General features: G+C 56.2%; 15 protein-coding genes. 13 read left to right on the top strand and 2 right to left on the bottom strand.

Annotated features, from left to right (window positions below; genetic code table 11):
* The first annotated feature begins 86 nt into the window (after positions 1-86).
* The 4 genes from HMPREF3143_RS05160 to HMPREF3143_RS05145 all read left to right on the top strand — a co-directional run bounded on the left by HMPREF3143_RS05160 (position 87) and on the right by HMPREF3143_RS05145 (position 2,903).
* Positions 87-455, top strand: coding sequence for a diacylglycerol kinase (locus HMPREF3143_RS05160; RefSeq protein ID WP_021242750.1), 369 nt, complete (start codon positions 87-89; stop codon positions 453-455).
* Between the two features lie 108 nt (positions 456-563).
* A complete protein-coding gene (gene lexA / locus HMPREF3143_RS05155) occupies positions 564-1,172 on the top strand; it encodes a transcriptional repressor LexA (protein WP_008503366.1) in 609 nt (202 codons plus the stop codon).
* Between the two features lie 63 nt (positions 1,173-1,235).
* Entirely contained in the window at positions 1,236-2,573 is a 1,338-nt protein-coding gene (dinF, locus tag HMPREF3143_RS05150) for an MATE family efflux transporter DinF (RefSeq protein WP_070532012.1), read from the top strand.
* A 120-nt stretch (positions 2,574-2,693) separates the two neighbouring features.
* Positions 2,694-2,903: a CsbD family protein gene (locus tag HMPREF3143_RS05145; RefSeq protein ID WP_014830284.1), complete on the top strand. Its 210-nt coding sequence runs from the start codon at positions 2,694-2,696 to the stop codon at positions 2,901-2,903.
* A gap of 69 nt (positions 2,904-2,972) precedes the next feature.
* On the opposite strand, the gene zur is transcribed toward HMPREF3143_RS05145, so the two are convergent.
* A complete protein-coding gene (gene zur, locus HMPREF3143_RS05140; protein ID WP_008503369.1) occupies positions 2,973-3,485 on the bottom strand; it encodes a zinc uptake transcriptional repressor Zur in 513 nt (170 codons plus the stop codon).
* A gap of 115 nt (positions 3,486-3,600) precedes the next feature.
* On the opposite strand from zur, the gene HMPREF3143_RS05135 reads away from it, so the two are divergent.
* From HMPREF3143_RS05135 to pspG, 4 genes are all read left to right on the top strand, one after another.
* The gene (locus tag HMPREF3143_RS05135) at positions 3,601-4,089 is read left to right on the top strand and encodes a cupin domain-containing protein (RefSeq protein ID WP_008503370.1); all 489 of its coding nucleotides are present in this window, start codon (positions 3,601-3,603) and stop codon (positions 4,087-4,089) included.
* 172 nt (positions 4,090-4,261) lie between these two features.
* Positions 4,262-5,572: a conjugal transfer protein TraF gene (locus HMPREF3143_RS05130; protein ID WP_021242754.1), complete on the top strand. Its 1,311-nt coding sequence runs from the start codon at positions 4,262-4,264 to the stop codon at positions 5,570-5,572.
* An 82-nt stretch (positions 5,573-5,654) separates the two neighbouring features.
* Positions 5,655-6,650, top strand: a complete 996-nt coding sequence (gene dusA, locus HMPREF3143_RS05125) for a tRNA dihydrouridine(20/20a) synthase DusA (RefSeq protein ID WP_059363913.1) — start codon at positions 5,655-5,657, stop codon at positions 6,648-6,650.
* A 136-nt stretch (positions 6,651-6,786) separates the two neighbouring features.
* Positions 6,787-7,029: an envelope stress response protein PspG gene (gene pspG, locus HMPREF3143_RS05120; RefSeq protein ID WP_023293521.1), complete on the top strand. Its 243-nt coding sequence runs from the start codon at positions 6,787-6,789 to the stop codon at positions 7,027-7,029.
* 184 nt (positions 7,030-7,213) lie between these two features.
* Here the strand turns inward: pspG and HMPREF3143_RS05115 are convergent, their stop codons facing one another.
* Positions 7,214-8,197 (bottom strand): quinone oxidoreductase, encoded by a 984-nt coding sequence (locus HMPREF3143_RS05115; RefSeq protein WP_070532009.1) that lies wholly within the window; start codon positions 8,195-8,197, stop codon positions 7,214-7,216.
* Positions 8,198-8,257: 60 nt separating this feature from the next.
* Between HMPREF3143_RS05115 and dnaB the strand changes: the two genes are divergently transcribed.
* From dnaB to tyrB, 5 genes are all read left to right on the top strand, one after another.
* A complete protein-coding gene (gene dnaB, locus HMPREF3143_RS05110; protein WP_070532006.1) occupies positions 8,258-9,670 on the top strand; it encodes a replicative DNA helicase in 1,413 nt (470 codons plus the stop codon).
* A gap of 16 nt (positions 9,671-9,686) precedes the next feature.
* On the top strand, positions 9,687-10,766 hold the full coding sequence (gene alr, locus HMPREF3143_RS05105) for an alanine racemase (RefSeq protein WP_008503376.1): 1,080 nt from the start codon (positions 9,687-9,689) through the stop codon (positions 10,764-10,766).
* A 22-nt stretch (positions 10,767-10,788) separates the two neighbouring features.
* Positions 10,789-11,346, top strand: a complete 558-nt coding sequence (pnuC, locus tag HMPREF3143_RS05100; RefSeq protein WP_032656782.1) for a nicotinamide riboside transporter PnuC — start codon at positions 10,789-10,791, stop codon at positions 11,344-11,346.
* Entirely contained in the window at positions 11,343-12,353 is a 1,011-nt protein-coding gene (locus HMPREF3143_RS05095; protein ID WP_008503378.1) for an AAA family ATPase, read from the top strand. Before pnuC ends, HMPREF3143_RS05095 begins: the two co-directional genes overlap by 4 nt.
* Positions 12,354-12,428: 75 nt before the next feature.
* Positions 12,429-13,622, top strand: a complete 1,194-nt coding sequence (gene tyrB / locus HMPREF3143_RS05090; RefSeq protein WP_063453163.1) for an aromatic amino acid transaminase — start codon at positions 12,429-12,431, stop codon at positions 13,620-13,622.
* Positions 13,623-13,676 lie beyond the last annotated feature (54 nt).

Here is a 13,676-nt window from a genome sequence, read left to right as displayed (position 1 = left end):
CTGTTGTTACCCGTCATACTTCAGGCTGTAGCGAAACGCGCTCCGCCTCATGTTAATGACGCTCTTTTTTAAAAAAGGTTCTTTTAATGGCCAATAATACCACTGGGTTAACACGTATCATCAAAGCCGCCGGCTATTCATGGAAAGGTTTCCGTGCCGCATGGGTCAACGAAGCCGCTTTTCGCCAGGAGGGCGTCGCCGCTATCATCGCGGTGATCGTCGCCTGTTTCCTTGATGTTGATGCGATTACCCGCGTACTGCTTATCGGTTCCGTACTTCTGGTGATGATAGTGGAAATTCTTAATAGCGCTATTGAGGCCGTTGTTGATCGCATTGGTTCCGATTTCCATGAGCTTTCTGGCCGTGCAAAAGACATGGGCTCTGCTGCCGTGTTGCTGGCGATTATCACTGCCGTTATCACCTGGGTCACCCTGCTTTGGTCACATTTCCGATGAGCCTCGAGGAATAATTAAGTCCCTGGTTTTTTGTGCAGTTTTTGGTTCCAAAATCGCCTTTGACTGTATATACTCACAGCATAACTGTATATACACCCAGGGGGCGGAATGAAAGCGTTAACGACCAGGCAGCAAGAGGTGTTTGATCTCATTCGGGATCATATCGGCCAGACGGGTATGCCACCCACGCGTGCGGAAATCGCGCAGCGTCTGGGCTTCCGTTCTCCGAATGCTGCCGAGGAACACCTGAAAGCGCTGGCGCGTAAGGGTGTGATTGAGATTGTGTCAGGCGCGTCGCGTGGTATCCGCCTGCTGGTGGAAGAAGAGACGGGCATTCCGCTGATAGGCCGCGTTGCTGCAGGTGAGCCGCTGCTGGCACAACAGCATATTGAAGGTCACTACCAGGTCGATCCCGGCATGTTCAAACCGAGCGCTGATTTCCTGCTGCGCGTCAGCGGCATGTCGATGAAAGACATCGGCATTCTTGATGGCGATCTGCTTGCGGTGCATAAAACCCAGGACGTGCGAAACGGCCAGGTCGTGGTCGCACGCATTGATGACGAAGTGACCGTTAAGCGTCTGAAAAAGCAGGGTAACACTGTTCAGTTGCTGCCCGAAAACAGCGAGTTCACCCCGATTGTGGTCGACCTCCGCGAACAGAGCTTCTCTATTGAAGGTCTGGCGGTAGGCGTGATTCGCAACGGTGAATGGCTGTAATCTCTTCCTGACAGGCTATGGCACCGCTGTAGCCTGATTCATTCCCCACTCCCGGTATCTTTCATGTCACTGCTGACGGCATCCGACAAGGCATTGTGGCGTCTTGCCCTGCCGATGATTTTCTCCAATATTACCGTGCCCTTGCTGGGGCTGGTCGATACTGCCGTTATAGGCCATCTTGATTCACCGGTTTATCTTGGCGGCGTGGCGATTGGCGCGACGGCAACCAGCTTCCTGTTTATGCTGCTGCTCTTTTTGCGCATGAGTACCACCGGTCTTACCGCACAGGCTTATGGCGCGAAAGATCCGCTGCGTCTGGCGCGCGCACTGGTGCAGCCGCTGATCCTCGCGCTTGGCGCGGGTGCGTTAATCGTTGTATTGCGGGCCTCCCTGATCGATCTTGCGCTTCATATTGTCGGTGGCAGCGAAGCGGTACTGGCGCAGGCGCGACGGTTCCTGGAAATCCGCTGGCTCAGCGCACCCGCCTCGCTGGCAAATCTGGTTCTGCTGGGGTGGCTACTGGGCGTGCAGTACGCCCGCGCGCCCGTGATTTTGCTGGTGGTGGGTAACCTGCTCAACATTGTTCTGGACGTCTGGCTGGTCATGGGTCTGCATATGAACGTGCAGGGCGCGGCGCTGGCGACGGCGATTGCCGAATACGGGACCTTTATCATTGGCTTGTGGATGGTCCGGCGTGTGCTGGCCATGCGCGGGATCTCCCTGGCGCTGCTCAAAACCGCATGGCGCGGCAATATCCGTAAGCTGCTGGCGCTCAACCGTGACATCATGTTGCGCTCGCTTCTTCTTCAGCTCTGCTTTGGTGCGCTGACGGTTTTCGGGGCTCGACTGGGGCCGGAAATCGTTGCGGTGAATGCGGTATTGATGACGCTTCTGACCTTTACCGCCTATGCGCTGGACGGCTTTGCCTACGCGGTTGAAGCGCATTCCGGACAGGCGTACGGCGCGCGCGAAAGCGGGCAGCTACGGGAGGTCTGGCGGGCTGCCTGCCGTCAGTCGGGGCTGGTGGCGCTGGCCTTTGGTCTGGTTTACGCCTGCTTCGGTGAGCAAATCGTTGCATTGCTTACCTCTCTCCCTGCGCTGCGCGAGCTGGCGAGCCACTATCTGATCTGGCAAGTCGTCTTACCGGTTGTTGGCGTCTGGTGTTATCTGCTGGACGGCATGTTTATTGGGGCGACGCGCGGAGCCGAAATGCGCAACAGTATGGCTGTCGCGGCGGCCGGATTTGGCCTGACGCTGCTGACGCTCCCCTGGCTGGGTAATCATGGCCTGTGGCTGGCCCTGGCCGTCTTCCTCTCGCTGCGCGGGTTATCGCTGGCGTTTATCTGGCACCGGCACTGGCAAAACAATACCTGGTTTCCCTCGCGCTCCGATATATCGTGACGGTTAAAGATTCCGAATATGAAATTAACCACGGAATCCTTAACTACAATAATTATCACGTCCAGCAGAAAAGAACGTAACGGACGTTACGACCCGACGCTTAACGAAGAGGACACGATGATGAATAAAGACGAAATCGGCGGCAACTGGAAGCAGTTCAAAGGTAAAGCGAAAGAACAGTGGGGTAAGCTGACGGATGACGACATGACCGTCATCGAAGGTAAACGAGATCAGCTTGTCGGTAAAATCCAGGAGCGTTACGGCTACGCAAAAGACCAGGCGGAAAAAGAAGTGGGCGACTGGGAAAAACGCAACGACTACCGCTGGTAACCGGGCTACACCCGAAAGTACAAGGAAGTACACCCTGAGGGCGGCCATGAGCCGCCTTTGCTTTTGCCGCTAACGCGGCTTTTTCTTCACCAGGATAGAGTGGTCGTGCTGACACGCGTCCTGATGGCGACAGGCTTCCACCTCCACGCACGCGGAACAGAGCCCGTGCGCTTCAATCACGTTATGACGCAGGGCAAAGCCCATTTTCGCTGCCAGCGTATGCATAATATCTTCCACGCCTTCCGCAGCCTCTTCCTTCACCACGCCGCAGCGGTCACAGATAAACATCGCCGATGTGTGGGTGGGCTGATCGAACAGATGGCATAGCACATAGCTGTTGGTGGATTCCACCTTGTGCACGAACCCTTGTTCAAGCAGGAAATCCAGAGCGCGATAGACCGTCGGCGGCTTTGCCTGCGGCTCGCTTTCGCGGAGCAGATCCAGCAGATCGTAGGCGCTGATGGCACCCTGCTGCAGGCTCATCAGACGTAATACTTCAAGGCGCTGCGGAGTCAGGCGCACATTGCGTTGCGCACACAGCTTTTCGGCCTGCGCTAACAGCTCTTTTGTGGACTTATCCATGTAGCACCCCGGATGTTATAGGACGGAAAACCTTCACTTTATCATGTTCTGCTAAAAACACCGAGATCCGCCAGTCTGTGCTATACCTGACCCATCGAAAACCGGGAGAACCAGAATGAAAAGACCTGACTGCATTCGACACTGGCGCGACGTGGAAGGCGCGGATGACTCGACCTACCCCGACAGCGATGAGCTGTTTTCCATTGGTGCTCCGCTGGCTCGCAAGCTTGGGCTCGGGCGTATTGGCATCCATCATGAGCGCCTGCCGCCTGGGCGCAGAACGTCCTATCCGCATGCGGAGAGCGACGAAGAAGAGTTTGTTTACGTGCTCGAAGGCTACCCTGAAGCCTGGATTAACGGCTACTTGTGGAAACTGGAGCCTGGCGATAGCGTAGGTTTTCCCGCCGGAACCGGCATCTGCCATACCTTTATCAACAACACGGACGATGAGGTTCGGCTCCTGGTCGTTGGCGAGGCCAACAAGAAGCACAACCGCATCTACTACCCGCTCAACCCCGTGTATGCCGCCACGCGGGAAGATCGCTGGGTAGATCATCCCCCGCAGTTTTTTGGACCGCATGATGGAAAACCTGGGAAAAAATAATTTCCTCTTCTATAAATATTGAGGGCCGTCACAAAATATAACAGGCCGTAAGGGAGTTTTACTTAGGGAAAGAAATAGCGGGTCTTTTACTACTTATTCACAGCAATAGTTCGTTCCTGTTTGGGTGATAACAGACAGGGGTTATTTCATAACAGACTATAACGGGCATACTGTGAAAAAAAATTTTAAATTTTCGGTGGTTAGCATTGCTGTCTCCTTGTTTATGGCAAATCAGGCGGGAGCAGCCAATACCTGGACAGAATCACGCAGCGACGCAATGGGTGGCACCGGCGTGGCTTCGGGAAGCTATGGCAGTGGGGCGTTAATCAACCCCGCGCTGCTGGCAAAGGCAAAACCGGACGATGATGTGACGGTCATATTGCCTTCGGTTGGCGCGCAAATCACGGATGAAGACAATCTTCAGGACGAGATTGATAACATCAACGACAAAATTAATCACTACAAGGATGTGGTTGATAATCTCACGCCACGAGAAATTATCACCAATCCATTAGGTTCCATTAATCAATTCCAGGGCGCGGCCAAAGATCTGGCCGATGAGCTGGACTATCTCAAAGGCAAAACCGCACGCGCAACGGCAGGGGCAGGGCTTGCGGTGAGTATCCCTAACGATGTCCTTTCGGTAGCCTTCATGGCGAAAGGCTATGCCCATGGCCGGGTGAGCTCGTCTATCGATCAGCAAGATATTGATTACCTTCGCCGTATTCAACGAAGCAATGTCGTGGCTGCCGGTGTCGCGCTGGACGCTGCGCTGAATGGTACGGATCAGATCACCAAAAACCTCAACTCAACGGCATCCGGCCGGGCGGCGATAGTCTCCGATTACGGTGTTGCTGTTGCCCGTCAGTTCGATCTGGGTGGCGTCCCGGTTTCCGTGGGGGTTACGCCAAAACTGCAAAAAACCTGGGTCTATAACTACACCACGTCAATCTACGATTATGACAGTAACAAGTGGAACGACAGCCGCTACCGCACTGACGATACGGGCTTCAACGTGGATGCCGGTATTGCGGCCGATTTCGGCGAACACTGGACCGTGGGCGTGAGCGGACAAAACCTGATGTCGCGTGATATCGACACCAAAGACATCCGTATTCGCAACGGCCGTACGGGAGAAGTGGTGAGCTATAAAGACACCTATCAGATCCGTCCGCTGGTGACCGCCGGTGCTGCCTGGCACAACGACCTGGTGACGCTGACCGCCGATGGCGATCTGACCGAAACCAAAGGCTTCAAGAGCGAAGATACATCGCAGTACGTGGGTGTCGGTGCCGAGGTGACGCCGCTGAGCTGGCTGGCGGTGCGTGCGGGTTATCGTGCCGACGTGAAGGGTAACGACAGCAATGTCTTTACCGGCGGTGTCGGTTTCGCGCCGTTTAGCACCGTGCATGTTGACCTGATGGGCCTGTACGGTGAAGACGAAACCTGGGGCGCAGGGGCTCAGCTGAGCATGACGTTCTAAAGTCCACCGGAGGCGCTGCGCCTCCGGCTTTTCTTTGTGCTATAGTAGCGCCCCTTTTCCACCAGATGCTTAAAACTTCGCCATGTCGTCAGAATTACAGACCGTTTTCCCTGCACACCGTTTTTCCATTGCGCCAATGCTCGACTGGACGGACAGACACTGCCGCTATTTCCTGCGCCAGCTCTCCCGCCGTACGCTGCTGTACACCGAAATGGTGACCACAGGCGCAATCATTCACGGCAAGGGCGACTATCTGGCCTATAGCGAAGAAGAGCATCCGGTTGCCCTGCAGCTGGGCGGCAGCGATCCGGCCGCGCTGGCGCAGTGCGCGAAGCTGGCTGAAGCGCGCGGCTACGACGAGATCAACCTCAACGTTGGCTGCCCGTCCGATCGCGTGCAAAACGGCATGTTCGGCGCCTGCCTGATGGGGAACGCGCAGCTGGTGGCGGACTGTATCAAGGCGATGCGCGACGTCGTTTCCATTCCGGTAACGGTCAAAACCCGTATCGGGATTGACGACCAGGACAGCTACGAATTCCTGTGCGATTTCATCAATACGGTCTCCGGCAAGGGCGAATGCGAGATGTTCATCATCCACGCGCGAAAAGCCTGGCTCTCCGGCCTGAGCCCGAAAGAGAACCGTGAGATCCCGCCGCTGGACTACCCGCGCGTGTATCAGCTGAAGCGTGACTTCCCGCACCTGACGATGTCCATTAACGGCGGCATCAAGTCGCTGGAAGAGGCCAAAGCGCATCTTGAACATATGGATGGGGTGATGGTCGGGCGCGAGGCGTATCAGAACCCGGGCATTCTGGCGACGGTCGATCGCGAAATCTTTGGCATCGAAGGTGCAGACACCGATCCGGTTGGCGTCGTGCGTGCGATGTATCCTTACATTGAGCGCGAGCTGAGCAACGGTACGTATCTCGGCCATATCACTCGCCATATGCTTGGGCTGTTCCAGGGCATTCCGGGCGCGCGTCAGTGGCGTCGCTACCTGAGCGAAAACGCCCATAAAGCCGGGGCCGATATTGAGGTGCTGGAACATGCGTTGCGCCTGGTGGCGGACAAGCGATAACTTTCGCTAAAAGTTCGTCAAATTCACCACGCCCTGCGAATTCTCGCGGGGCGTTTTGCTTTAAGAACAACACGTTATGTCTGGCATGATTCTTGTAATGTTTGCTGCATCATTCGGGAACTCGTGGGAGAGCACCATGCTGGAACTACTTTTTGTGATTGGCTTTTTTGTCATGCTGTTAGCAACGGGCATTTCGCTGCTCGGCATTCTGGCGGCTATCGTGGTGGCGACGGTCGTCATGTTTATTGGCGGATTGTTTGCCCTGACGATCAAACTGCTGCCGTGGTTACTGCTGGCCGTCGCGGCGGTGTGGGTGATACGGGCGATTAAATCGCCAAAAGTGCCCAGTTATCAGCGCAATAACCGCTTCCGTTACTAAGGTATTGAGGGGTTCGTCACAGAGTTGTAACTTTTCCGGCAGCCTGGCTTAGAACAGAATAGGATTTACTTATCGAATCTGTCACTATGACTGCCGTTAAAGAATTCATCGCGCTGTACCCTACATACAGCCGAACTAAAAAAAGAAAGGGCTTCCCACGGGAAGCCCAATTTCTTTTTGGGGCTCAGGGAATCAATAAACTCGACCCCTGCGTTGCCCGGCTCTCCAGCACCTCATGCGCGCGCTGCGCATCGGCTAGCGGGTATTTCTGCGCTTCTGCCACATCCACCTTAATGACGCCGCTGGCGATCAGCGAGAACAGCTCGTTGCTGGCTTCCTCAAGTTCTTCCCGGTTGGTGATGTAGCCTTGCAGGGAAGGGCGCGTGACGTACAGCGAGCCTTTCTGGTTAAGGATGCCCAGATTCACGCCGGTGACTGCGCCTGACGCATTCCCGAAGCTCACCATCAGCCCACGACGCTGCAGGCAGTCCAGCGACGCTTCCCAGGTGTCTTTCCCTACCGAGTCATACACCACGCGCACCTTTTTGCCGCTGGTGATCTCCTTCAGCCGTTCGACAATGCTCTCTTCACGGTAGTTAATCACCTGCCAGGCGCCCGCCTGCAGCGCGCGCTGGGCTTTTTGGGCATTGCCCACGGTGCCGATCAGTTTTGCGCCCAGCGCTTTTGCCCACTGACAGGCGATGAGCCCGACGCCACCCGCCGCGGCATGAAACAGGAACTGCTCGTCGGGTTTAATTTCATAGGTTTTGCGCAGCAGGTAGTAAACGGTTAACCCTTTCAGAAAGGAGGCCGCCGCCTGCTCAAAGGAGATGGCGTTGGGCAGCAGGGCGGCTTTATCCGCCGGGACGTTGTGGACGGAACTGTAAGCGCCCAGCGCAGATTGCGCATACACCACGCGGTCGCCCTCTTTAAGATGCTTAACCGCGCTGCCCACTTTGACGACGACTCCGGCCGCCTCGGTGCCCAGTCCGCTCGGCATCGACGGAGGCGGGTAGAGCCCGCCGCGAATATAGGTGTCGATGTAGTTTATGCCGATGGCTTTGTTTTCAACCTGCACTTCGTTTTCGCCAGGCGCGGTGGGGGTGAACTCCACCGCGTTGAGTACGTCAGGGCCACCATGCTTGTGAAATTCAATACGTGTTGCCATGCTTCCTCCAGAATGTGGTAATCTTTCGACCCACTCTTTATCTCGGTAACTCCATTCACTATGGCAGGAAACAAACCCTTCAACAAACAGACTGAACCTCGCGAGCGTGATTTCCAGGTCGCAGGGTTAAAAGTCCCGCCGCACTCGATTGAAGCGGAACAGTCGGTGTTGGGCGGTTTAATGCTGGATAACGAGCGCTGGGACGACGTCGCCGAGCGCGTGGTGTCTGAGGATTTCTACACCCGTCCGCACCGTCATATCTTTACCGAAATGGCGCGCCTGCAGGAGTCGGGTAGCCCGATTGACCTGATCACCCTCGCGGAATCGCTGGAGCGTCAGGGACAGCTGGACAGCGTCGGCGGGTTTGCCTATCTGGCAGAACTGTCAAAAAACACGCCAAGTGCGGCAAACATCAGCGCTTATGCTGACATCGTGCGTGAACGCGCCGTTGTCCGCGAGATGATCGCGGTGGCGAATGAGATCGCCGAAGCGGGTTTTGATCCGCAGGGTCGCACCAGTGAAGACCTGCTCGACCTTGCCGAGTCTCGCGTCTTCAAAATCGCCGAAAGCCGCGCCAACAAAGACGAAGGCCCCAAAAATATCGCCGACGTCCTCGACGCCACCGTTGCCCGTATCGAACAGCTGTTCCAGCAGCCGCACGACGGTGTGACCGGGGTGAACACCGGCTATGACGATCTCAACAAGAAAACCGCCGGTCTGCAGCCGTCGGATTTGATTATCGTCGCCGCGCGTCCGTCGATGGGTAAAACGACATTTGCGATGAACCTCGTCGAAAATGCGGCGATGTTGCAGGATAAGCCGGTACTGATTTTCAGCCTTGAGATGCCCTCCGAGCAGATCATGATGCGTTCTCTGGCATCGCTGTCGCGCGTGGACCAGACCCGCATCCGTACCGGTCAGCTCGACGATGAGGACTGGGCGCGCATCTCCGGCACCATGGGCATTCTGCTGGAAAAACGTAACATCTATATTGATGACTCCTCCGGCCTGACGCCGACGGAAGTCCGTTCCCGCGCGCGTCGTATCGCCCGCGAACACGGCGGTATCGGCCTTATCATGATCGACTATCTTCAGCTGATGCGCGTCCCGTCGCTCTCCGACAACCGTACGCTGGAGATCGCCGAAATTTCCCGCTCGCTCAAGGCGTTAGCCAAAGAGCTGCACGTGCCGGTGGTGGCGCTGTCGCAGCTTAACCGCTCTCTGGAACAACGTGCCGACAAGCGCCCGGTCAACTCCGACCTGCGTGAATCCGGCTCGATCGAGCAGGATGCCGACTTAATCATGTTCATCTACCGTGATGAGGTTTATCACGAGAACAGCGACCTGAAAGGGATCGCCGAAATTATTATTGGTAAACAACGTAACGGCCCGATCGGGACGGTGCGTCTGACCTTTAACGGCCAGTGGTCGCGTTTCGACAACTATGCCGGTCCTCAATATGATGATGAGTAATTTCTAAGGAATTCAAATGCAAGCGGCAACTGTTGTCATTAACCGCCGCGCTCTGCGACACAACCTGCAACGTCTGCGTGAACTGGCACCCGCCAGCAAGCTCGTTGCAGTCGTGAAAGCGAACGCTTACGGACACGGTCTTCTTGAGACCGCGCGAACGCTCCCCGATGCCGACGCCTTTGGCGTCGCCCGTCTTGAAGAAGCCCTCCGCCTGCGCGCGGGGGGGATTACCCAGCCGATTCTGCTCCTCGAAGGCTTTTTCGAAGCCGCCGATCTGCCAACTATCGCGGATCAGCATCTGCACACGGCGGTACACAACGAAGAACAGCTGGCCGCGCTGGAAACCGCTGAGCTGAGCGAGCCGGTGACCGTGTGGATGAAGCTTGATACGGGCATGCACCGTCTGGGCGTGCGTCCGGAAAGCGCCGAAGCGTTTTATCAGCGTTTATGCCGGTGCAAAAACGTGCGCCAGCCGGTGAATATTGTCAGCCACTTCGCCCGTGCCGATGAGCCCGAGTGCGGTGCGACCGAGCGACAGCTGGATATCTTTAATACCTTCTGCGAAGGCAAGCCGGGGATGCGCTCGATCGCCGCATCCGGCGGTATTCTGCTGTGGCCGCAGTCGCATTTCGACTGGGCGCGACCGGGCATCATTCTTTACGGCGTGTCGCCGCTGGAGAATAAACCCTGGGGACCGGACATGGGTTTCCAGCCGGTGATGTCTCTGGTGTCTACTCTGATTGCCGTGCGTGAACACAAAGCCGGTGAACCGGTGGGCTATGGTGGCACCTGGACCAGCGAGCGCGACACGCGTCTCGGCGTGGTGGCGATGGGCTACGGCGACGGCTATCCACGCGCTGCACCAACGGGTACGCCGGTGCTGGTTAACGGTCGCGAGGTGAAGATCGTTGGCCGCGTGGCGATGGACATGATTTGCGTCGATCTGGGGCCAGAAGCGCAGGATAAACCCGGCGACGATGTGGTGATGTGGGGGGAAGGTTTACCCGTTGAACGTATTGCTGAAATCACTAAAGTGAGTGCTTACGAACTTATCACCCGCCTGACGTCGCGGGTGGCGATGAAGTACATCGACTAACATTTCATTCCAGGGAAGGATAATGTCCCCTTCAGAAATCGCTGCATGTCTGGCCTATGCTCTCTCCGTCTGGCTGGCCGCCAGAAACAATATCCATACGTGGTGGATAGGCATCATCGGTAGCGGGCTTTATGCCTGGGTCTTCTATTCTGTGCAGCTTTATGCTGACGTTACCCTTCAGTTCTTTTTCATCATAACGAGCATAACCGGCTGGCTGCATTGGCTTAAAGGCAATCATGGAGAGGTCTTGTCTGTCCGTCGTACCAGACCGGGACATTTTTTTATGCTTTTAGCCTGCGCCGTAAGCGTAGCAGCGGCGTACGGGTGGATATTGCATCTCTATACCAACGCATGGGCCCCCTGGCTGGACTCCATCATTTTGACATTCAGTATTCTTGCTCAGTTTATGTTGATGGGACGGCGTCTGGAAAACTGGTACATCTGGCTTGCCGTTAACACGCTGGCAGTACCGCTGTACGCGACGAGAGAACTGTATCTGACCGCCGGTTTATATCTGGTGTTTTGGTTTAATGCGTGGCACGGACTGTATCAGTGGCGCAAGGAGATCCGTGCGCAATGACGCTGTATGCCAACGGCCTGGTGGTAGGCAAATTCGCACCATTACATGCAGGCCATGAAGCGCTTATCAATACGGCACTTGAGCAGTGCGAGACGGTCTGTATCATCAGCTATTCGTCGCCGGAAATACGCGGTTACGAACCTGAAAAGCGGCTTAACTGGTTAACAACGCGCTTTCCGCAATGTCGCCACCTCGTGCTTTCGCCGCATGTGTTGGCTGCATATGGCCTTGCGCCACCGCCACCGAATGACGCTGATGACGATCTTCACCGGCATTATGTTGCAACGCTGTGTGAGGACATTTTGCACTGTCAGCCAGAGGCGGTATTTACTGCCGAAGACTATGGAGACGGGTTTGCCGCTGTCCTGAGCCAGCGTTTCGGACGACCGGTTGCGCACGTGCGTCTCCAGCGTCAACGGGGACCAGAGGCCCCTTCGGGAACGCTCATCCGTTCTGATGTTCATCGTTATCGTAAGATGATGTCCCCAGAGGTGTACCGCAGCTTTGTTTTTCGTATCTGCTTATTAGGTGGAGAATCGACGGGCAAAAGCACGCTAGCAAAGGCTCTGGCGCAGACGCTAAACGTTCCGTACGTTGCAGAGTATGGCCGTGAACACTGGGAAGCGAAGAACGGTATCCTGGATCGGGAGGATTTGCTGCATATTGCCCGCGAGCAAGTACGTCGGGAAGCATTAGCCTGCACGGCGCCTTATCTGGTCTGTGATACCTCACCTTTAACGACCCTGTTTTACGCACTCGATCAGTTTGGCAGCGCGCCGCAGGCGTTAAAGGAGTTAGCTGAACGAGACTATGCGCTGGTCGTACTTTGCGGAGATGAATTTCCGTTTGTGCAGGATGGCACCCGGCAGGGCGAGGCGTTTCGCCACCGACAGCAAGTATGGTATGAAGCAGAGCTGTCGGCACGAAATATTCCTTTTCTGCGCGTGCGGGGCTCACTGCCTGAGCGAATCGATCACATTTGCCGATATATCCAGGGACCGATCTGATATCGCTCTCGACCTTCATCTGCTTCCGGTTTATTGTTGAAATCCCTGCCTCATCGAATTCCGGAGAACCATCGCGTGTTTCAGAAAGTTGACGCCTATGCCGGCGACCCTATCCTCTCCTTAATGGAGCGTTTCAAAGAAGATCCTCGCAGCGACAAAGTGAACCTCAGCATCGGTCTGTATTACAACGAGGATGGCATTATTCCTCAATTAAAAGCCGTTGCCGAAGCCGAAGCGCGTCTGAATGCGGTTCCACACGGCGCGTCTCTTTATCTGCCGATGGAAGGGCTAAACGCTTATCGCAACACCATTGCACCGCTGCTGTTCGGCGCCGATCACGCAGTGCTCGCGCAAAAACGCGTGGCGACTATCCAGACGCTGGGCGGCTCGGGTGCGCTGAAAGTCGGTGCAGACTTCCTGAAAAAATATTTCCCGGATTCAGGCGTGTGGGTCAGCGACCCGACGTGGGAAAACCACGTTGCGATCTTCGAGGGCGCGGGCTTTAAGGTGGCGACCTATCCGTGGTTCGACAGCGAAACGAACGGCGTGCGCGTTGACGCGCTGCTGGAAAAGCTGAACACGCTGCCAGCGCGCAGTATTGTGCTGCTGCACCCATGCTGCCATAACCCAACCGGGGCGGATCTCACCAATGCCCAGTGGGATGCGGTGATCGAGGTGCTGAAGACCCGCGACCTGATCCCGTTCCTCGACATTGCCTACCAGGGCTTTGGCGCGGGTATGGAAGAAGACGCCTATGCCATCCGTGCCGCTGCCAGCGCCGGGCTGCCTGTACTGGTGAGTAACTCCTTCTCTAAGATCTTCTCCCTGTACGGTGAACGCGTTGGTGGCCTGTCCGTGGTGTGTGAAGACGCCGAAGCGGCGGGCCGCGTGCTGGGCCAGCTGAAAGCGACGGTGCGCCGTATCTACTCCAGCCCGCCAAACTTTGGTGCTCAGGTAGTGGCGACGGTTCTCGGTGACGAAACGCTGAAAGCGTCCTGGCTTGCCGAAGTGGAAGCGATGCGTAAGCGCATCCTGTCGATGCGTCAGGCGCTGGTTAACGTCCTGAAAGAGGCTGTGCCAGGGCATAACTTTGATTATCTGCTCAAGCAGCGCGGGATGTTCAGCTATACCGGACTGAGCGCGGCACAGGTCGATCGCCTGCGCGAAGAGTTCGGTGTCTACCTGATCGCCAGCGGCCGTATGTGCGTGGCGGGCCTGAATGCCGGCAACGTTCACCGCGTGGCGCAGGCGTTTGCAGCTGTGATGTAAACACTCACTACTTATTGTCGCCCTCTCCCTGTGGGAGAGGGCATCAGGCCGCAG

The organism is Enterobacter sp. HMSC16D10 (assembly GCF_001807145.1).
In the GTDB taxonomy this organism is placed as follows: Bacteria; Pseudomonadota; Gammaproteobacteria; order Enterobacterales; family Enterobacteriaceae; genus Enterobacter; species Enterobacter roggenkampii.
The sequence above is the reverse complement of the archived record's forward strand: the minus strand, read 5'-3'. Positions and strand labels throughout refer to the sequence as shown.